20 protein-coding genes are annotated in these 19438 nt (G+C 61.4%); 10 read left to right on the plus strand and 10 right to left on the minus strand.

The features are described 5' to 3' along the window. Positions 1-5: 5 nt before the first annotated feature. Entirely contained in the window at positions 6-1346 is a 1341-nt protein-coding gene (locus PSH64_RS03300) for an MATE family efflux transporter (protein ID WP_305479895.1), read from the minus strand. Between the two features lie 175 nt (positions 1347-1521). After that, complete coding sequence (locus PSH64_RS03305) at positions 1522-1815, minus strand: hypothetical protein (protein ID WP_105340394.1); 294 nt, start codon at positions 1813-1815, stop codon at positions 1522-1524. Between the two features lie 191 nt (positions 1816-2006). On the opposite strand from PSH64_RS03305, the gene PSH64_RS03310 reads away from it, so the two are divergent. The 5 genes from PSH64_RS03310 to PSH64_RS03330 all read left to right on the plus strand — a co-directional run bounded on the left by PSH64_RS03310 (position 2007) and on the right by PSH64_RS03330 (position 6527). After that, a complete protein-coding gene (locus tag PSH64_RS03310) occupies positions 2007-2309 on the plus strand; it encodes a MazG-like family protein (RefSeq protein WP_008011269.1) in 303 nt (100 codons plus the stop codon). Then, positions 2309-3058 carry a methyltransferase domain-containing protein gene (locus PSH64_RS03315; protein WP_305479896.1) on the plus strand — a complete coding sequence of 250 codons (750 nt, stop codon included), beginning with the start codon at positions 2309-2311 and terminating at the stop codon, positions 3056-3058. The genes PSH64_RS03310 and PSH64_RS03315 overlap by 1 nt, the downstream gene beginning before the upstream one ends. A 12-nt stretch (positions 3059-3070) precedes the next feature. Beyond that, positions 3071-3700 (plus strand): DUF4136 domain-containing protein, encoded by a 630-nt coding sequence (locus PSH64_RS03320; RefSeq protein ID WP_305479897.1) that lies wholly within the window; start codon positions 3071-3073, stop codon positions 3698-3700. A 53-nt stretch (positions 3701-3753) separates the two neighbouring features. Then, positions 3754-4311 (plus strand): DUF4136 domain-containing protein, encoded by a 558-nt coding sequence (locus PSH64_RS03325; protein WP_105340391.1) that lies wholly within the window; start codon positions 3754-3756, stop codon positions 4309-4311. A 233-nt stretch (positions 4312-4544) separates the two neighbouring features. Then, entirely contained in the window at positions 4545-6527 is a 1983-nt protein-coding gene (locus tag PSH64_RS03330) for a pilus assembly protein TadG-related protein (protein WP_305479898.1), read from the plus strand. On the opposite strand, the gene PSH64_RS03335 is transcribed toward PSH64_RS03330, so the two are convergent. Both PSH64_RS03335 and PSH64_RS03340 read right to left on the minus strand, forming a co-directional pair. Then, entirely contained in the window at positions 6497-9265 is a 2769-nt protein-coding gene (locus PSH64_RS03335; RefSeq protein ID WP_305479899.1) for an ATP-binding protein, read from the minus strand. The genes PSH64_RS03330 and PSH64_RS03335 overlap by 31 nt on opposite strands. Beyond that, the gene (locus PSH64_RS03340; RefSeq protein ID WP_105340388.1) at positions 9262-9702 is read right to left on the minus strand and encodes a TadE/TadG family type IV pilus assembly protein; all 441 of its coding nucleotides are present in this window, start codon (positions 9700-9702) and stop codon (positions 9262-9264) included. The genes PSH64_RS03335 and PSH64_RS03340 overlap by 4 nt, the downstream gene beginning before the upstream one ends. Before the next feature lie 75 nt (positions 9703-9777). Between PSH64_RS03340 and PSH64_RS03345 the strand changes: the two genes are divergently transcribed. From PSH64_RS03345 to PSH64_RS03355, 3 genes are all read left to right on the plus strand, one after another. After that, on the plus strand, positions 9778-10248 hold the full coding sequence (locus tag PSH64_RS03345) for a prepilin peptidase (protein WP_105340387.1): 471 nt from the start codon (positions 9778-9780) through the stop codon (positions 10246-10248). A gap of 121 nt (positions 10249-10369) precedes the next feature. After that, positions 10370-11158: a response regulator transcription factor gene (locus PSH64_RS03350; protein WP_305479901.1), complete on the plus strand. Its 789-nt coding sequence runs from the start codon at positions 10370-10372 to the stop codon at positions 11156-11158. Positions 11159-11593: 435 nt separating this feature from the next. Then, the gene (locus tag PSH64_RS03355; protein ID WP_305479903.1) at positions 11594-11968 is read left to right on the plus strand and encodes a DUF6124 family protein; all 375 of its coding nucleotides are present in this window, start codon (positions 11594-11596) and stop codon (positions 11966-11968) included. 131 nt (positions 11969-12099) lie between these two features. Here PSH64_RS03355 and PSH64_RS03360 read toward each other — a convergent pair whose 3' ends face one another. From PSH64_RS03360 to cpaB, 5 genes are all read right to left on the minus strand, one after another. After that, the gene (locus PSH64_RS03360) at positions 12100-12990 is read right to left on the minus strand and encodes a type II secretion system F family protein (RefSeq protein ID WP_105340384.1); all 891 of its coding nucleotides are present in this window, start codon (positions 12988-12990) and stop codon (positions 12100-12102) included. Next, complete coding sequence (locus PSH64_RS03365; protein WP_105340383.1) at positions 12987-13871, minus strand: type II secretion system F family protein; 885 nt, start codon at positions 13869-13871, stop codon at positions 12987-12989. The genes PSH64_RS03360 and PSH64_RS03365 overlap by 4 nt, the downstream gene beginning before the upstream one ends. Before the next feature lie 10 nt (positions 13872-13881). Further along, positions 13882-15162 carry a CpaF family protein gene (locus PSH64_RS03370; RefSeq protein ID WP_305479904.1) on the minus strand — a complete coding sequence of 427 codons (1281 nt, stop codon included), beginning with the start codon at positions 15160-15162 and terminating at the stop codon, positions 13882-13884. Further along, positions 15159-16364 carry a pilus assembly protein gene (locus PSH64_RS03375; RefSeq protein WP_105340381.1) on the minus strand — a complete coding sequence of 402 codons (1206 nt, stop codon included), beginning with the start codon at positions 16362-16364 and terminating at the stop codon, positions 15159-15161. The genes PSH64_RS03370 and PSH64_RS03375 overlap by 4 nt, the downstream gene beginning before the upstream one ends. An 89-nt stretch (positions 16365-16453) precedes the next feature. Then, positions 16454-17386: a Flp pilus assembly protein CpaB gene (gene cpaB, locus PSH64_RS03380; RefSeq protein ID WP_105340380.1), complete on the minus strand. Its 933-nt coding sequence runs from the start codon at positions 17384-17386 to the stop codon at positions 16454-16456. Between the two features lie 326 nt (positions 17387-17712). On the opposite strand from cpaB, the gene PSH64_RS03385 reads away from it, so the two are divergent. Continuing rightward, complete coding sequence (locus PSH64_RS03385) at positions 17713-17910, plus strand: Flp family type IVb pilin (protein ID WP_105340379.1); 198 nt, start codon at positions 17713-17715, stop codon at positions 17908-17910. A gap of 85 nt (positions 17911-17995) precedes the next feature. Next, positions 17996-18406 (plus strand): response regulator, encoded by a 411-nt coding sequence (locus PSH64_RS03390; protein ID WP_105340378.1) that lies wholly within the window; start codon positions 17996-17998, stop codon positions 18404-18406. Positions 18407-18581: 175 nt separating this feature from the next. On the opposite strand, the gene PSH64_RS03395 is transcribed toward PSH64_RS03390, so the two are convergent. Beyond that, positions 18582-19436: a MaoC/PaaZ C-terminal domain-containing protein gene (locus PSH64_RS03395; protein WP_305479906.1), complete on the minus strand. Its 855-nt coding sequence runs from the start codon at positions 19434-19436 to the stop codon at positions 18582-18584. Positions 19437-19438 lie beyond the last annotated feature (2 nt).

A 19438-nucleotide genomic window follows, 5' to 3' on the forward strand; every position in this document is an offset into this window, starting at 1 on the left:
CCTCGTCATCCTTTGAACCAGCCGTCATTCTTGTGCAAGTACCAGGCAAACGTGCCAAGGGTCAGGCTGCGCAGCAACATGAACAACAGGAAGGTTATCCACAGCCCATGGTTGCCCAAGCCTTGCAGCATCCAGGCGAAGGGCAGCAGCAGGACCATCGTCAACAGCATGCCGTTGCGCATTTCCCGGGCGCGGGTGGCGCCGATGAACAGGCCGTCGAGCAGGTAACTCCAGACGGCAATCAGCGGCAGCGCGGCGAGGTACGGCAGGTAGATGAAGGCGGTGTCGCGCACGCTCTGGATATTGGTTTGCATCTGGATGAACAGGTGCCCGGCGAACAGAAACAGCAAGGCAAACCCCAGGCTTGCCAGCAACGACCAACCGCATGCCACCACCAGTGAGCGGCGCAGGGCCTGTCGGTCGCGAGCACCGATGGCGTGTCCGCACAGGGCTTCCACGGCATGGGCCAGACCGTCCAGCGCATGGGCGGTCAGCAGCAGGCCGTTGAGCAGCAACGCATTGGCGGCGACCGTGGCATCGCCCAGGCGCGCACCCTGTACGGTGATCAGGAAGAACACCGACTGCAACGCCAGGCTGCGAATGAATATGTCGCGGTTGACCGCCAGTAACGGGCGCCAGCTCTGCCACAACCTCAGCGCCGCCCAGGCGATATGCCCGGGATAGGCGCGCAGGGCTTTGCGGGTCATGAACAGGCCGATCAGTGCGCCGGTCCACTCGGCGATCACCGAGGCCCGGGCCGCGCCGACCACGCCCCACTCCAGGCCGAGCACGAACCACAGGTTCAGCGCGATGTTGACCAGGTTGGTACTCAGCAGAATGGCCAGCGGAGCCCGGGCGTTCTGGGTGCCGAGGAACCAGCCCACCAACGCATAACTGGCCAGCGCCGCCGGCAGGCCGAACAGCCGTGTGTGGAAGAACTCGCGGGTCAGTTGATCCAGCTCCGCCGACGGTTGCATGAAGTGCAACGCAACCCCGCTCAACGGCACGCCCAACGCCCCCAACAGAATGGCCAGGCCCATGGCCAACAACAGACCTTGCAGCAAAATCTGCCGCAACGCAGCGCCATCCCCGCGCCCGGAAGCCTGGGCGGCGAACCCGGTGGAGCCCATGCGCAGAAAGCCCATGGCCCAGGCGAGAAAGGTATACAGACTGGCGCCCACCGCAACGGCACCCAGCTGATGAGCGTGGGGCAGGTGGCCGATGACGGTACTGTCGACCAGCGCCACCAGCGGTACGGAAATGTTCGAGAGAATCATCGGGGCGGCGAGCGCCCAGACGCGACGATGGGTCGGACGGTCGCGCCAGTCGGCAATCAGGTTGGACATGCAGGCTCCTTGAGGGCGCCTGCATTGTAGCGGCAGGGGAGCGCAATCTATAAGGCATCGCAAACCTAATGTGGGAGCGGGCTTGCTCGCAAAGGCGGAGTGTCAGGCGACATCAGTTTCGACTGGACGGCCGTCTTCGCGGGCAAGCCCGCTCCCACATTGATTGGGGGCAGCCTTAGTGAATAATCCAGCTCAACAACCACAACCCCAGCAGTAACCAGATAATCCCCATGATGATCGACGCGTTCATGAACGCGCGGATCGCCGCCCACAGCAGCATCAGCCCGAGGATCAACGTGATGATGCTGATAATCGAAGTGTCCATGCCCAATGCCTGGGCCAGCCCATCGACAAAATTTCTGCTGGCGTTGCTCAACAGATTGAACAGGCCACTGAGGGCATCGACGATAAAGCGAATGACTGAACCGATTGCCTGGCCGAGCCATTCGAAAAAGCTTTCTACCTGCATGTGTTCGTCCTGATGGAGTGGTGGCGTGGTTGCCAGATCCGAGCCTTGGGCTATCGATCGTGCTCCCGGGTTCCCGTGGAAGCTGCCGAAGGCTGCGATTTTTTTGAGTATGGCGCAAGTACGCAGGCACAACGCTGCCACTTGCCTTCACCCGCCATCCCCCTGAAGCTATACGCCTTCAGGAGAGCCCGATGAACCTTGTTGAACTGACCGAACGCCTGCACGCCATTCGCGACCGCAATGACTGGCGGCAATTTCACAGCCCGAAAAACCTGGCCATGGCCGCAAGCGTGGAAATGTCCGAGCTGGTGGAAATCTTCCAGTGGCTGACCGAAGACCAGTCGCGCCAGTTGCCGGCGGACAAACTGGCCCATGCCGGGCAGGAAATCGGCGACATTGTGCTGTATCTACTGCTGCTGTGCAGCGAGTTGGGGCTGGACATGAATGAAGTGGTGCGCAGCAAGCTTGCGGACAGCGAACGGCGGTTCAGCTGATGAGCGATCGTCATTTCGACCAGTTGGCAACCCGCTTTGCCGAAAAAATCTACGGTGGCGCCAAAGGGGCGATCCGCCTCGCGGTGCTGCAGGCCGACCTGGCCGAAACCCTGCCGGACCGTCCGTTGCGCGTACTGGACATCGGCGCCGGCCTGGGCCACATGTCGTTGTGGCTGGCCCAGCGCGGTCATCAGGTGACCCTGGCCGAACCCGCCGAACCGATGCTTGAAGGCGCCCGCCAGCGTTTCGCCGAAGCCGGGCAGACGGCGACGTTCATTCAGGCACCGTGGCAGGAGTTGCTCGGTCAACTCACCGAACCCTACGACCTGGTGCTGTGCCACGCGGTGCTGGAATGGCTGGCCGAACCCCATGCGATTTTGCCGGTGCTGCATCAATTGACGAAGCCGGACGGCTGGTTGTCCCTGGCGTTCTACAACCGCGATGCGCTGATCTACCGTAACCTGCTCAAGGGCCACTTCCGCAAGATGCGCAAGAACGACATGGCCGGCGAGAAGCAGAGCCTGACCCCACAGCAGCCGCTTGATCCACGGGAACTGGCGGCGCAACTTGAGGGGCTGTGGCAGGTCGAAACCCAGAGTGGAGTGCGGGTTTTTCACGACTACATGCCGGTGGAGTTCCAGGCCCGCGCCGAACTGCTCGACTTGCTGGAAATGGAACTGGCCCACCGCCGTCACCCAAGCTTCGCCGGGCTTGGGCGCTACTTGCACTGGATCTGTCGGCCGATCTGACCGGAGCGCGCAATGAAAAATCGTTCGGGGTTACTGGTGATCTGTCTCGGGTTGGCGGCCTGTCAGGGCAGCAACCCGTATGTCGCGACGTCCAATCCGCTGCCACCGGCACCGCCTCAGGCCGCCAACACCTTCGACCGCAGCGCCTATCCGGCGCCGCCACGGGACTACAGTCGCTACCGCAGCTGGGCCTGGCTCAACGGGCGCCTGCCAGCGGGCACGGCTTGGGCCGACTCGGCGCAGGTGGCCGAAGTCGTCAGCAATGCCCTCGACCAACGCGGCCTGCGTCCGCTGCACGACAACCGCCCGGCGGACCTGTTGGTCAGCGCCGACCTGCGGCTGGAAACCCGCTTGCGTCAGGTGCAGGACGGCTCTGGTTACGGTGGCGGCTATGGCGGCGGGTATTACGGCGGTGGTTACAACCGCTACGGCACGGGTTATGGCATGTACAACAGCGTGCCGGTCGTCCGTACTTATCAGGTACAGGTTGTGGTGGTGCGGGTCGATCTGTTCGACGCGAGCACCGGTCAACCCGTGTGGAGCGCCAGTGCCGAAACCGGCAGTCAAGGCAACGAGAGCGAACGTGCCGATGCGTTGCGCGCAGCTGTCGAAAAGGCCCTGTCGGCGTATCCTCCCAGTTAGCTTCCTGATCAGGAAGCCCCCCGCAGGCGCATGTCTTCTATCGGAGAAAAATCATGTTCCGCCGTCTCGCTTTACTGGCCATGGCCGCGCTGCTCACTGCCTGCGCCGCCAACCAGGTCAATCATGACTTCGATGCCAGCCGCGACTTTGCCGCCTATCGCAGCTGGAGCTGGAAAGAGCCCGCTGTGCAATACCGCCCCGACGACCCACGGATCAAGAGTGACCTGACCGAGCAACGCATCCGCCAGGCCGTTGCCGATCAACTGGATCAGCGTGGCTTGCGTCCGGCCGCCGCCGGCGCCAACGCAGACCTGAAGGTGCAGACCTACCTGATTGTCGAAGATCGCCAGCAACAAGTGACCACCTCCTATGGCGGTGGTTATGGTGGCCCATGGTACGGCTACTGGGGCGGGCCGATGTACAACGAAACCCGCAACATCAGCTACAAGGTGGCGACCATCCAGATCGACCTGCTCGATGGCAAGGACGGCAAACTGGTGTGGCGTGGCAGCGACGAGCAAACCCTCAGCCGCACACCGAAGCCAGAGGACCGCAGCAATACGATACGCGAGACGGTCGGGCGCATATTGGCCAACTATCCACCGCGCTGAACACTGAGCTACCTGACACCACAGACCCCTGTGGGAGCGGGCTGGCTCGCGAAGGCGGTCGTTCAGGCGACATCTATATCGACTGAGCAGTCGCTTTCGCGAGCAAGCCCGCTCCCACATTGGTTATTTGCTGGTCAGGATGGCGAGTTGCCAGCAATCCGGCAAACCCTTGTCTACACTGCTGTTCATCAACGAAGGTAGCCCTCGCAAGTGCACCGGCAAAGGAGTGCGCCATGTCTCCCTGCTTGCAGTTTCGTAGCCCGGTTCGGCAACGGGGAGCGATCGGTCTGATGGCGGTGCTGACCCTCGGCATGGCCCTGGTGTTCCTGCTGATCGTGGTCGACAGTGGTCGCCTGTATCTGGAAAAGCGCAGCTTGCAGCGGATAGCGGACATGGCCGCGCTGGAAGCGGCCACGCGCAATGGTGATTGCGCCGTGGGTGCCAGCGCTACCGCCTATGCCACCGCCAGCGTAAACCGCAACGGCTTCACCCTTCCTGACCCCACGCGCAACCTGGCGGTAGCCTGTGGCACCTTGAGCCTGGACGCCGACAATCTTCGGGTTTTTGTGGCCGACTCGAGCAGCAGCGAAGCCATTCGGGTGAGCGTCAGCCGTTCGATCCCGCAGAGTGTGGCCGGTGGCGTTGGTGCCCTGTTCGGCGGTGCTCCGGCCGGGGCGACTCTCAACCTGACGGCGACCGCCGTCGCGGCATTGCCGCCGCCGCTGGCCTCGTTGACTATCCGCACCACGGCGCTGAGCATCGATAGCAGCAAGTCGGCCACCCTCAATGCGTTGTTCGGCGGTTTGCTGGGCGGCAATCTGAACCTGTCCGTGGCAGGGTGGGATGGGTTGGTGAACACCAACATCAGCCTGCTGGGTTACCTCGATCGGCTGAAGCTCGACCTGGGCCTCAATGCCGCCGGGTATAACCAGGTGCTGGGGACCTCGGTGGCCGTCAGCCAATTGATCCAGACCGCCATCCATGTACTGGACCCCGGCGGCACCCTCGGCGCGACGGCGACCATTGTCGGTCTGCAAGCACTCAAGGTGGCCGCGGGCACCACGACGGTGACGCTGGGCAATCTGCTGCACGTCGAGAACGGCAGCAACATGTCAGCGGTAGCGACCAACGTCAGCGTATTCAACCTGATCGAAGGCATCGTGCAACTGGCCAACAAGCAAAACGGTCTGGTGGCAACGGTACCGATCAATCTGGCGGGGCTGGCACAAATCACCGCACGGGTGCAGGTGCTGGAGCCACCGCAACTTTCTGCGGTGGGCAATCCGAAAAATGCGGCGCTGGATCCGCTGGGGCCCAATCGGATCTACGTGAAAACCGCACAGGTGCGTACATTGCTGTCGATCGACTTGCCGGCGCTCGATGCCATCGTGGCGCTGGTCAACGCGGCGGCGGACCTGGCAGGGCCGCTGACCAACACCCTCAACGCCTTGCTCGATCTCGATCTGGTGGCAGTGCTCAACTCACTGACCTGTGCCATCGGCGTGCCCTGCCAGACCCCCGACATCATCGTGTTGCCAGGGCCGATTCGGCTCGACGTGGCGCTGGACGTCGCCAGTGCCAACAGTTACGTCACGGCCTACAGCTGCGTCAGCAACACCAGCAAAACCCTGACCACCAACACCAGTACATCGCTGGTGAACCTGAAAATCGGTCGGATCGATGCCGCCAGCATGTTCGGCAGCAACACCACACCGCCGGCGGTCACGGTGCAGCCGCTGAAGGTGATCGATATCGGCATCAAAACCTGTCGCAGATTTTTGTTCGTACCCATCACCTGCGATCCGCGTGTGCCCGGTGTCGGCGGTGGCATCGATGTTGTTGCCGACACCAGCGTGGCGTCGAACGCCAACATGCCCCACGTCTACTCCGCACCACCGGCCAACAGCTTGCCGGACATCAACCAGCCACCGTTCTACTACTCGTTTTCCACCAGCAGCATCGTCAGCAACCTGCTCAATACCCCGGTTAACCTCCACATCGATATGTATGGCCCGTCGGGCAGTCTCGTCGGTGGCCTGGGGACGATCCTGAGCAGCGTGACCGGCTTGTTGGTCAGCGCGATCAACGGCGTGCTCAACCCGTTGCTCGACAGTCTGATCAACACCGTGCTGATAAGCCTTGGGGTCGACTTGAACAAGGTCGACGTTGGCGCCAACCTCAGTTGTCACTCAGGGCGCGCGTCGCTGGTGATCTGATCGCCCGGGACAATCGGCAGCTCGATGCAGAAGCGCGCGCCCTCGGCCGCGTTTCTTACGCTCAACCGTCCGCCCATGTTCTCGACGATGCCGTAGCTCACCGACAACCCGAGCCCGGTGCCGACGCCCACCGGTTTGGTGGTGAAGAACGGTTCGAAAATCCGCTCCAGCAACCGCGGGTCAATGCCGCCGCCGTTGTCCTCGACCCACAGCCGCACCGCGTGTTCATCGCGTTCGGCGTACAACGAAATCCACGGTTTGAACGCCGGGTCGGCCTCGCGTTTGCTCAACAACGCATCCCGCGCATTGACCATCAGGTTGATCAGCACCTGCTCCAGTTGATCGACATAACCGCGCACCTGCACTTCAAAACCAGTCTCACTGACTCGCAGCTCGATGCCTTTGCCGCGCAGGCCTTCGGACAGCAGCGCCAGTGTGCCCTCGATGGCTTGAGCCGGGTTGAACGGCTGTTGCTCGATCTCCGAACGCCGGCCGAATACCCGCATGTGGTCCACCACCTTCGCGGCGCGCTGGACTTGCGCGTCGATGCGGTTGAGCTTGTCGGTCAGGTAATCGATTTGCGCATCGCCATTGCTCAGGCGCTTGAGCACATTGACGATGGCCATGCGCATCACGTTCAGCGGTTGATTGATTTCATGGGCCAGCCCGGTGGCCATTTCGCCGAGGGTGGCCATTTTGGCGCTCTGGGTAAGCTGCTGCTGGGCGCGCCTGACCTCGGTGTTGTCGCGGCCCACGGCCTGAATTTCCAGCAAACGGTCTTGGTCGTCGAACACCCCGCGATCCGACCAGACCCACCAGGCGTGTTCCCGTCCCGGCAGTTGCAGGTTGATTTCCGCAGTGCTGACCGGGAACTCCGGGCTCAGCCGACTGAGCCGCTGGAGGAACGCTTCGCGCTGTTCCGGCGACATCCAGTTGCCCAGGTTCACCCCCGGCAACTGCTCGGGCTGGCATTCCAGGTAGGTGGCCAGCGGTCGATTGCCAAAGGTCAGCGTCAGGTCGGGGCGATAGCGGCAGATCATTGCCGGAGAGTCTTCCACCAGGATCCGATAGCGCTCTTCACTTTGTTTGACTTTCTCGCTGGCCAGGGTCGCCTCGGTGACATCCAGCCACAGGCCCACGGCTTCCACCGGCAACCCGAGGTCATCGCGCAGCAGTTTGGCTTCGTCGAGCAGCCAGTGGTAATCGCCGCGACTGTCGCGCAGTCGATATCGGGCGCTCACCGAACCCTCGCGCAGCAGTTGCCGGGTACGCTCGAAATAGCCGTCGCGGTCTTCAGGGTGGATCCGTTCCACCAGCGCACCGGCGGCGCAGTCGGCGAGCGACCAGCCGAGCAATGGCAACAGACTGTCGCTGAAAAACGTCGGTTGCAGCGCCCCTTCGACATAGCGCTGCACGTAGATCACCGCCGGTGAACTGGCGATCAGGTTGTCCAGCCGGGCATGGGCGGCAGCGGCGTTCTGCTGCTGGTTCTTGATGTCGCTGATGTCGAGCATGAAGCCCACCAGCCGGCGGTTTTTGCCGATGCCCAGGGCCTGGCCTTGCAGTCGATACCAGATCGGTGTTTGCGCCGTGTCGGGGCGATGCAGCCGTACGCACAACAGCAATGGTGCGCCTTCGTCCTGCAAGGTTTGCAGGCGAATCGTCAGCTCTTCACGGTCGGCGGGGTGGATCTGTTCGAGCCAGTCATGCAGCGGCAAGCGGGCGCTCGTCAGGTTCAGCGTATTGGCAAGCGACGGCGCCAGTTGCACCTGGGCCTGGTCACTGAAGATTTCCCACCAGCCAGTGCCGAGCAAGGCTTGCAGAGACTCCAGCCGCTCCAGTTGCAGATGGTGTTGATGTTCACGCAAGCGCTCCAGCAGCGGCCCGGCCAGGGCGGCGGTGAGTTGCAACCAGTCGCGCTCGCTCAAGTCGGGGGCACGTTCTTGCACCGGGTAGAAACCACAGAGCAACCACGCGACCACGCCCTGGGCATTGCGATAGGGCACCGCGAAGCCTTCGGCATTGCCGAAGATGCTTTGCAGGCGTGGATGCTCGCTGGGTGTCAGTTGTTGGGGAACGGAGCCATTCAAACTGTCGAGGCCGGTCCCCAGGCGTTGATTGATTTCCCACAGCCGGGGCGCGTCGAAGGCCGTGTAATGCTGGTGAATCAGCCAACCCTCGGCCTGTTCGTCGAGCAAGGCCATGGCCATGCACGGGATCTGAAAGCGCAGGGCCAGACCTTGCAGTTGTTCGGCCAGTACCTCGGGCAGGCGCGTCAGGCTGCACAGGCGCAACTGTTCGCTGACCTGCGCCGCGAGCAACTGGCACTGTTCACGGCTGCGCGCTTGTCGACGTTCGAGCAACAGGTCGCCGATGTCGATCAACTGCAACAACCATTCTTCGCCCAACGGCTGCACCCAACCGCGCAGGTGCAGCGGTTGTCCGGCGAGGCTGAAAAAATCCAGGTCCAGGTTTTGTCCCTGCCACTCGGCCGGCGTGCCTTCGACCGACAGGGCGCTATGGGGCATGAGGTAATCGAGCAGGTGCGGTGACTGCGCGTCGGGTATCTGTTGCGCCAGCAGATGCCGCAACGGACCGCTCAGCTGAATCACTCGACCTTCATCATTCAGATGCAGCTGCAAGCCGACACGTTGCACGCTCGCAGGCTCTGGCGTGTTCGGGGTCTGTGGCGGGTGACGATTGAGCAGACGCCCGAAGAGTTTGTCCCCGGAGCTCAAAACTGCAGGCTCGATTGGGCCGTGAGGGTCGGCGGCAGATTGGGCACCGAGCCGATTCCCGGCAGCACCAGGAACGGCAGCACTTGATTCAGTTTACTGGTGGGGTAGTTGATGCTGACCGTCAGTACGCCGCCGATGTAGGTGGCGCTGGCGTCGGTGGCCACGTTGAAGTTCAGCGCGGCGGGAATCCAGGCCAGTTGCCGGGTCAGTTCGGTGGTCGCGATGTTTCTGACCGCCGTGTCGTAATTGGCGGTGCTCGGGTCCAGCGCCACACTGCGACGCACCGCCTCGGCCGTGGACTTATTGAACGATTGCATCAGCAACAGCGGCAGGCTGTAACTGACCAACCCATAAAATACGGCGAAAAAAATCATGAACACCAAGGCAAACTCAATCGCCACGGCACCTTTTTGCTTGCGGGGGAGGCCTGTTTTCATGAGTGCGTCTACCCTGACAATTACTGCGTAGTGTCAGCATAGAATCATTCAGCCAAAACGGACGTTTTTTACCGGATGCAGAGCCTTGTCCTACTCATCTGGCTGACGCTTTGCGCAGCACAGGATGCCCGAGAGCGCCACATCGCCAATGGCCTGACCGTTGGCGCAGGTGTGCTGGCGCTTATCTATCTGTTGTGGACAGGTACTACCTGGCTGGGGGCCGAGGCGGTCCAGGGCGGCTGGGCTTTTCTGCTGGCATTGGCCTTCACGTTGCCCGGTTATGCGTTGAGGCGTCTGGGGGCAGGGGACGTGAAACTCATGGCAACCCTGGGCCTTGCGACGGACGGTATGCACCTGCTCGGCGGCTTCATCGGTGCCGGGTTGGTCAGTGTCTTCTGGTTGCTGCTGGCGCCAAGACTCTGGCTGCATATGGGGCAGGGGCTTAGAGAGCGCCTTCGTTACCTGGGCCCGGGAACGTCAAAAAAACAGCCCTTTGCGCCATTTGTGCTGGTGGGTGTGCTGCTCACACTGGCCTGGATGCGTTAGTCGCAGGCGCCAACCGTTCTATGTACATCGCTGGAAAGTGCGTCTACTTTCAAAACAGTTGTTGTACAGCTTTGGGTGTCGGTACAGGAACGGTCAAGCCAGACTTGGCATGGAGTGACACGTGAACAAGCTTACCTCGGCAGTAAAAGTTCTTGTGGTTGATGATGAGCCGTTGATTGTCGAAGAACTTTGCGAGTTCATTGAACGCAATGGTTATCGCTGTGTTCCTTGTCGGTCCGGAAATCAGGCGATCGAGCGTTTCAGCGAAGACGAGAATATCGGCCTGGTGCTATGTGATTTGCAGATGCCTGACATGGATGGCATTCAGCTCGTCCAGGCGCTGCAGCGGTTGTCCGGCAAGCACCGGGCGTTCGAGGCGATCATGCTCACCGGGCATGCGAACAAGCAGGATGTGATCAAGGCCTTGCGTACCGGGTTCGCCGATTACTATCAGAAGCCGATTGATCTGGCTGAGTTGCTCGAAGGTTTGCAGCGTCAGGAAGTGGCCTTGCAAGAGCGGCAGAAAAATCTGCAGTTGGGGCATTTGAGTCAGAAGCTGCAATACCTTTGTGAATCGATCGATGAGCTTTATCAGGATCTGGACAAGGTTCGTCGGGGAGCGTCCCCGGTACCTGTGTCAGGTTCGGTGGGTGATGCGCTCAGTGAGGCGGAGCGGGTGGAGATGCCCGCGGTGTTCCATCAGCTGTCGCCGCGGCAGTTGGAGGTGGCGCAGTTGGTGGGCAAGGGGCAGACCAATTATCAGATTGCCTGTGAGTTGGGGATTACCGAGAACACGGTGAAGCTTTATGTGTCGCAGGTGTTGCGATTGACGCATATGCATAATCGCACGCAGGTGGCGTTGGCGTTGTCGCCCGGGAACTCCGGGAGGCGGCGGGTTTCTGCGCACTGAGTTTCTGGATCTTTGATCTTGGCGGCCTGACAGCCGACCAACCTCTTGCCGATATACACCGCTCCACTGTGGGAGCGGGCTTGCCCGCGAAAGCGGCCTCACAGGCAACGATGTTTATTGGTCGGTAAAAACATCAGAACCTTCCCACATGTTTTTCAGGTTGCCCGTCGGACGCTGCGTCTCTAGCCTTTGTCCGTCGCTGACAATTCAGCGATCGGGCGTCGCGGCCTGAAATAGCTTACTTGGTGCATAATCACCGTCCTCAACCGGCGTTCCTTCGGAGCGTGTCGTTTGGTCTCATGGTGGCTGTGCGCGGGATACCTTTGGGTATGCCGGGTTTCCAAGTAGCTCGGTCCGCGAACCTGCGTACAGCTGCCACCCTCCATCGCATCGCGGCGATCAGTGGCAGCTCCATTACTTACTTGGAACTTCACTATGTTCAAAGCCACACCGAATCCCCCTGGAACCGACGACGTTTCCCCCTACGAATCCCCCGATTCCAAAAAACTCAACGAAGCCGCCGAACGCGCGCTCGACCACTACCTCAAGCCACCGCCCAAAGAACCCAAGAGCCGCAAACCCAGCAGGATGTTCATGGTAGCGCCGGACATGGACAACGAAAGCCTGCTGGCCCATGTCTGCGAATCACTGGCCTCGGCCAGCGTCATGACCAGCGACATTGCCGCGTATGTCGACGCCCCGCAGCGGCATACGCTCCTGGCGATTCAGCAGGTGATCATGCTGGCCGAGCTGGCGGTGAATCGGGTGCTGGATAACGTCGACGTACCGAAACCTGCGCCAAACAGCTGATCCATTGTGGGAGCGGGCTTGCTCGCGAAGGCGTCGTGACATTCAACATCAATGTTGCCTGACACACCGCTTTCGCGAGCAAGCCCGCTCCCACAGGATCACCGCTGTCCTCACTTGCCCCGGATGGTCTTTCAAGAACCAAACGCCCGGGCCAGCGCGGTGAAGCTCGGTCCGGCCAGCACGATCAGCAATGCCGGGAAGAGGAACAGCATCATCACCACGGACATTTTGGCGGACATCTTGGAGATGTATTCCTGCAGGCGTGTCAGGCGTCGGTCATCGAGCAGCAGCTTGAGCGCCAGCAGTGATTTCATCGCGCCGCCGCCCTGGTGGATCAGTTGCTGAAGGATCACGCAGGTGTCGGTGAATTCGTCCACTGCGAGCAATTGGGTGGCCTTGTTCAGTTCGTCGCCCAGTTCCAGGCCGGAATCGACCCGGGCCAGTATCAGGCGCAGTTCATGGGTCAGCTCGGGCAACAGTTGCTTGCCTTCGACGCTCAACACACGCAGGGATTGTTCCACCGCCATGCCGGATTCGAACAAAATGCGCAGCAGTGGAATGAAGGTCGAAATCTCGATCGCCAATTGTTTTTGCCGTTGCTGCGCGGCCGCGGCCAGCAAGCGTTTGGGCAGCAGGTAGCCGAGGGCGATGGCGAAGGTTGGGGTGATCCAGTGGTTGCCCACCTGCGGGAAGAACACGCCCTGGATCAACAGGCTCAGGGCCAAGGCAAGTACCGGTGTGCCGATCTGGCAGGCTGCGAACAGTGAGCGTTGTCGGGCGCTGCGCCAGCCGAGGCGGTTGAGCAGGGTCTGGGTTTCGTTGTCCAGTTGGATCGAACGCTGACCGATGCGGCTGTCGCCCAGCAGTTGTAGCCAGTGACTGACGCGATGGTCGTTCAGCGGTTTGCCGTCCAGCCGATGGGCTACCTGGCGCGCACGCCGGTGCTGGTCCAGCAGACCACTGAGCAGCAACAGCGTGGCCGCCAGAAATAACAGCGCGCAGATCAGCAGGGCGATGTTCATACGCTACGCAACATGCGCCACAGCGCCAGGCAGCCGACGACCTGCAAGCCGAATGCAGACGCCAGCATCATTTGTCCCGAGCCGCTGTGCCACATAGCCAGCAGGTACTTCGGATTGGACACCAAAAAGTAACCGGCAAGCCCCACCGGCATCAGCCCCAGCACCACGGCCGTGACGCGGGTTTCGCCGGTCATGGCGCGCAGTTGGCGCGCCGCCTGGTCTCGTTCGCGGATCATTTTGATCAGGTTCTCGAACAGTTCACTGGCATTGCCGCCGTAGCGGTGATTGACCTTCAGGCCCAGGGCGAACAGGCGAAGTTCATCTTTCTCATACAGCTCGGCGAGGTCCGAGACGGCGTCCGGCAGGCTGACGCCCAAGAGCACGTTGCGCTGAACCCGGCCCATGGCGTTTTTCAGTGGGGCCTGGGCGGCGTCGATGGCGCCCAGCACCGCATCGGCCAGGGTGCGTCCGGACTTCAGGCTGCGCACCGTGTGATCGAGCAGCGTCGGCAGTTGTTCGATCATGCGCTTGAGCCGGCGCTGATAGCGCCAACTGATGTACAGCCGCAGCACCAGGGGCGGCACCAGCAACAACGTCAACAAACCGATCCAGCCCGCGAGGGCAAACCCCAGTAAAACGCCTAAGGCCCAGAGCAGCAGCCACGACCCCAGGCGCTCGGTGGGACGACCGAGGCCGGCACGTAGAAAGGCCCGCTCCAGGCCCGACCAGGATGATTTCGCCACGGTCAGTTGCGGTTGCCCCTGGGTCAGGCGGCCGAGGGTTCGATCGATGCCGGCCTGGCGCAGACCGTTGTAGAACAAACGGATCGACACACCCAGCAGCGTCAGGCAAAGCAGGATGAGCAGCGCCGGTTTAAGCATGCCGTGACCCTCAATACGCCAAGGGAGAGAGCGCCGACTCGCGACGCAGTTTGTCGCCGGCGGGGTTGGCCGCCTCGCGCAGAAAACCGCGTCCGGTGTGTCGGTCTAAGCGGAACAGGGTGTTGGTCACGTAGACGTCGTCACGAATACCGACGACCTCCACCACTTCGCTGACGCAGCGACGGCCGTCGGGCAGGCGCGTCAGTTGGATCACTACGTCCAGCGCCGCACAGATCATTTGCCGCAGGGTGCGTTCGGCGATGAGCCGCCCGGTCAGCCCCACCAGCGTCTCCAGGCGCAGCAGCGCATCCTGGGCATTGTTGGCGTGCACGGTGCTCATGGAGCCATCGTGCCCGGTGTTCATGGCGGTGAGCACGTCGACCACTTCGACGCCGCGAATCTCGCCGAGGATGATCCGGTCCGGGCGCATCCGCAGCGCGTTGCGAATCAGGTCGCTGGCCTTCACTTCGCCGTGGCCTTCGGCATTCGGTGGCCGGGTTTCCAGGCGCACCACGTGAGGATGGCCGAGTTGCAGTTCGGCGACGTCTTCGATGGTAACCAGCCGTTCGTGAGGGGCGATCAACTGGCTGAGAATGTTCAGCAGCGTGGTCTTGCCGGTGCCGGTGCCGCCGCTGACCAGGATGTTGCAACGCTTGCCCACGGCCTCCTGAATGAACTCGAAGATCGCCTGGTCAATGGTTTGCATCGCCATCAGGTCGGAGCTTTTGAGCATGTCCTTGCGAAATTTTCGAATCGACAGGCACGGGCCGTCGAGGGCAATCGGCGGGATGATCGCGTTGACCCGGCTGCCATCGGGCAGGCGCGCATCGACCATCGGCGAAGACTCGTCGAGCCGTCGGCCCAGGGGCGCGAGAATCCGTTGCATGACCCGTTCGACGTGGTGGTCGTCGATGAACCGCAGGTCACTGAGGTGCAACACACCCTCACGCTCGACGAATACCCGGTGTGGGCCGTTGACCAGAATTTCGGTCACCGCCGAGTCGCGCAGCAGCACCTCCAGCGGACCGAAACCGGTGAGTTCGTCGACGATTTCTTCCGCCAGCCGCTCCATCTCGTACCGGGAGATCGCCAGGTGCAGACGGGCGATGTATTCGGCGACTTTGTCGGTGACGAACTGCGACAGCATGGGCCGCGAACCTTCCAGCAGGTTTTGCCCGGACTCTTCGATGGCGTCGATGATGTAGCGGTGCAGCACCAGTTTCAGGCCTTCGTGGTCGGTATTGCCGGTCGACCCATGGGGGGGCGCGCCGAAGAGTTTTTCCCCGCTCATCGCACGCCCCTCAATCGGTCGAACCAGCCGGGCCTGGGTTTATCCGGGGCTTCGGAGCGTTTGGCCAGCCATTCGCCGAGGGCACGCAGGCTTTGGGTCAGGCCCTCGCGTGGGGCCAGTTCGAACAGGCTCATGCCCTGATTCTTCGCGTTGAGCCGCACTTCCGGGCTGTAGGCGAGCACGCCAATAACCTCCATGCCGAAGCTTTTGCCCAAGGTGTTGGAGTCCGGTGCGACGCTGCGCAGGTAGCGGTCCACCAGCAATCTGGCGTGATCGAGCTTCAAGCCTTTTTCGCGCCAGCGGCCGAGCATCTCCAGATTGCGGCGGCAGTCGAGCACGTTCTGATCGGTGTACCACAGCAACTTGTCGCAATGGCTGACGAAGGTACGCAACGCTTCGCTGTCCGGCTGGCCGGTGAGGTTCACCACGATGTGCTGGAAATGTTGGCGCAAGGCGCCGAGCAGCATGTACAGCTCGGCGGCGCTGGTCTGCTCCAGCGGTTCATCGTGGCTGGCGTAGGCGAGGATTCGCAGCCCGGCGTCGCAAGTGGTGAAGGCGCTGTCGATCAGCGTCGCGTCCAGGCGCCGGAGGTGGCGCAAGGCATCGCCGAAATGAAACGAACTCTCCAGCCCCAGCAGCGCCAGGCTGTCACCACGGGGCAGTCCCAGATCCAGCAGCAGCGTTTGCTGGCCGCTCTTTTGCACCACATGCGCCAGGTGGTTGGCGAGCAACGCGCCGTCGGCATTGTTCTGTGCGCCGTAAAGTACGGTCAGGCTACCTTGTTGAGCCTGTTGTGGGTTCGGCGCCACGGTCGGCAGGCGTTTACTCAGGCGTCGCACCAGGCCGGCGACTTCGCTGGAGCGTGAGCCGTAAGAGACGAAATCCCGCGCACCGGCACGCATGGCGTTGAGCACCAGTTGGTTGTCCATGCCGTCGCCCAGGGCAACGATCGCCAGCATCGGTTTGGCTTCCAGGGCACCCTCGATCAATGCGCTCTGGGCCACCACATGCTCCCGGTCCAGGCCGATGAACACCAGGTTGGCGAAGGTCACGTCCACCAGCGTCAGGAGTTCGTCGAGGTTGCCGCCACCGGCGCTGATCACTCGGCCCAAAGGGGCAAGCGCCCCCTGCAGCCACTCGAAGTCGGTGCTGTTGCGGGTGATCGCGAGGAAAGTCTGACTCAGGGTCTGGCTCTGGCTCATTGCGATAATCCGCCGTGTTGATCGACGTCGCCGTTTGCGAGCAAGTACTGCATGAAACGTCTGCGCATGGAGAGGCGTCCTCGCTCGATTCAGGGCGTTTGTTGGGTGACTGCATTGCCGCGGATGACTTCCACGCTCGGCTTGCGCGGTGCTGCGCCTCTGGGGGCCGGGGATTGTGGGGTGCCGGCCAGGGCCAGTTGACTGAACTGCACCAGCTCGCGGTTGGCGTTGGCCAGGTTCGCCGATGAGTCACGACGGCCGGCCCAGTATTGGCTCAGGCGTTGTTCCTCGGCGCTGCGCACGGCCAGGCGCAAAACCCCGACCTGCGCCGCGAGCATCAGACGGCTCAAGAGGGATTCAGGAACGGCGAGCAACACGGTGCGGGCGCTGGTGCGCAGTTGTTCCTGCTTGAGTTTCTCTTCATGGCTGAGTGCCGGGTTGGCAGGCTTGCCATCATTCGTCAGCCCCAACTGCTCGCCGACCCCGAGTACCCGTAACGCCGGGACCACGACCTGGGCCGACTGCTGGAGGTTGTTGGTGTCCATGCGCAGAAACAGCAGCACATCGACATAGTCGCCGGGGCTCAGTTGGCCGCCGACATTGATCACGTCATCCGCCGCCACTGCAAGGGCGCGTTCATCGGCGCGGATCATCCGTGCCAGCGCACCGCCGGTTTCGAAGCTTTGATCATTGAGCCAACTGCCAGCGGTGAGCGCGCGCCAGGGCGTACGACCGATGGCTTGATCGAGACGGCTCAGGCTGCCAACCGGGGCGGTGCGCAGTTTTTCCAGGGTCACGTCGGCGGCGGTGATCTGTTCGAACGGGGCGATATCACGCAACAGCACTACCACCGGTTGGCGGGTCGGGTCGTCCACCGAGGCCAGTATCGAGGCCGATGATGGGCCGGGTTGCGCGAGGGGCTCGGGGGCGGGTTGGCGACTCAGCGTCAGCCCCCAGTAACCGGCAATGATGGCGCCCACCAGAAACAGCCCGGCCAGGCCCAGGGTGACGCGGCTGTTCATGACGGCTCTCCCTTTCCTGCTGCGTAACGGCACTCGAGAGTACTCACGAGATGACTTCGCAATCAGGCAGTGATGAACATGGAACTATTTCGCTATTTGACGGTAGCGCAGGTAAAGCAAAATGCCATTATGGCGCGAGAAATATCTGACAAAAGTAACGGGATAACACCAAAAACGCTGTTTAGTGACGTTAATGGGCCGGTTACTACTTAAGTATTAATGCGTTCTTACAGTTGTTGGCCATGGGTTTGCCGACAATGCTGATGCTGGCATAGGGGAATCATGTTGCGTCCATGCAACATCCGCTGTCATTCAGGAGACACATCATGTCCTTCACTAAAATGGTTCAGAAGATCAAATCCCACATCGCTTTTTACAAAGACCTGGCCAAGGACACCGAAGGCGCTTCGGGTATCGAGTACGCGATCATTGCAGGCATGGTGGCACTCGCGCTTGCGGCGTTTGTGACACCCATCTCCACAGCGGTCACCACAATGTTCACCACGCTTCAGAACGCGCTTTGATTTGAAGGCTGGCAATGGGCAGTCATTTGCTAATCCCGCCAAGGGCTTCTAACGTCAAGGCTTAGTCCATTGCAGGTGTCACCCCATGAACGCTCCAGCGCTCCAACGCCAACAGCTTCTTCTGGTCGATGACGAGGAGGATGCGTTACTGGAACTGGCGGAGTTGCTGGAGGGCGAGGGGTTTACTTGTTTTACGGCAACGTCGGTCAAACTCGCCCTGCTTCATTTGACCCATCATCCTGATATTGCGCTGGTGATTACTGATTTGCGGATGCCGGAGGAGAGTGGCATGTCGTTGATCAAGCGTCTGCGTGAGCATACGGCTCGTCAGCATTTGCCGGTGATTGTGACGTCGGGGCATGCGGATATGGAGGATGTGAGTGACATGTTGCGGTTGCAGGTGCTGGATCTGTTTCGCAAGCCGATCTATCACGTGCGGTTGTTGGAGACGTTGAATAATTTGTTTCCGCAGCCTCGGGATTTGGTGAGTTCCTGATCTTGGCGTTCGGTGTTCCGGCTGAATGACCGCGTTATCGTTCTTCGCGAGCAAGCCCGCTCCCACACTGGAACGCCTGCGAACACAAAATATGTGAACGCCTGAGTTCAAATGTGGGAGCGGGCTTGCTCGCGAATACGATCTCGCGGGCGCTGGCAATCGCAATGTCGAACAATCAGGCAACCGGCCGCCACTGTCCCACCATGTGCTCAATCTCCCCGGCACCCATCAACTGGAAATCCCCACTGGACCCTGCCGCGCTGGACATCAGCGTGACCTCGCTGGGCAAGCGCACCGGTTTTTTGAATTGCACCGCTATCTCGACGTTGGCCGTCGGCAAATGATCGCTCAGGGCTGCCAGGGTGCGCGCCTTGTTCCATAGGCCATGGGCGATGGCGCTGGGGAAACCGAAGAGTCTGGCGCTGATCGCGCTCAGGTGAATCGGGTTGTAGTCTCCGGACACTTTGGCGTATCGGCGGCCAATGTCCGCCGGCGCTTTCCAGTGGGCCACTTCGGTCAGCGACAAGGTCGATGCAAACGCTTGCTCGACAGGCTCGCCTGCCAGTTTGACACCGCGACAGAGCATCTGGCTTTCCGCTTCCCACAGCGGCCCCAACTGGTCGTCGAGCATTGTCACCAACTCGAACGTTGCGCCCTTGGCATGGGGTTGCAGGTTCTGCACCTTCACGCTGACCCGCACGCGGCTCACGCCACCCATGGGGCGCAAGATGCGGATGCGATTGCTCAGGTGAATCAACCCCAGTAGCGGGAAGGGGAATTCTTTGGCGGTGAGCAGTTGCATCTGCAAGGCAAACGCCAGGATGTGTGGATACGTCGGTGGCAGCAGCCCGTTGTCGGCAAAACCACACACCTTGCGATAAGCCGCCAGGCGGTTCGGATCGACGTTGACCCAGCAGTGATAACCCAGGTCGGGCAGTGTGGTGCCGGTGATTTTGCGTCGCGTCGCCGCCTTCACATACAGCGTCTGCAAGCTCGGTTCGCTATTGAGTGTGTGCCAGTCGGTGGTCATGG

This window comes from Pseudomonas sp. FP1742, from assembly GCF_030687145.1.
GTDB lineage: Bacteria > Pseudomonadota > Gammaproteobacteria > Pseudomonadales > Pseudomonadaceae > Aquipseudomonas > Aquipseudomonas frederiksbergensis_D.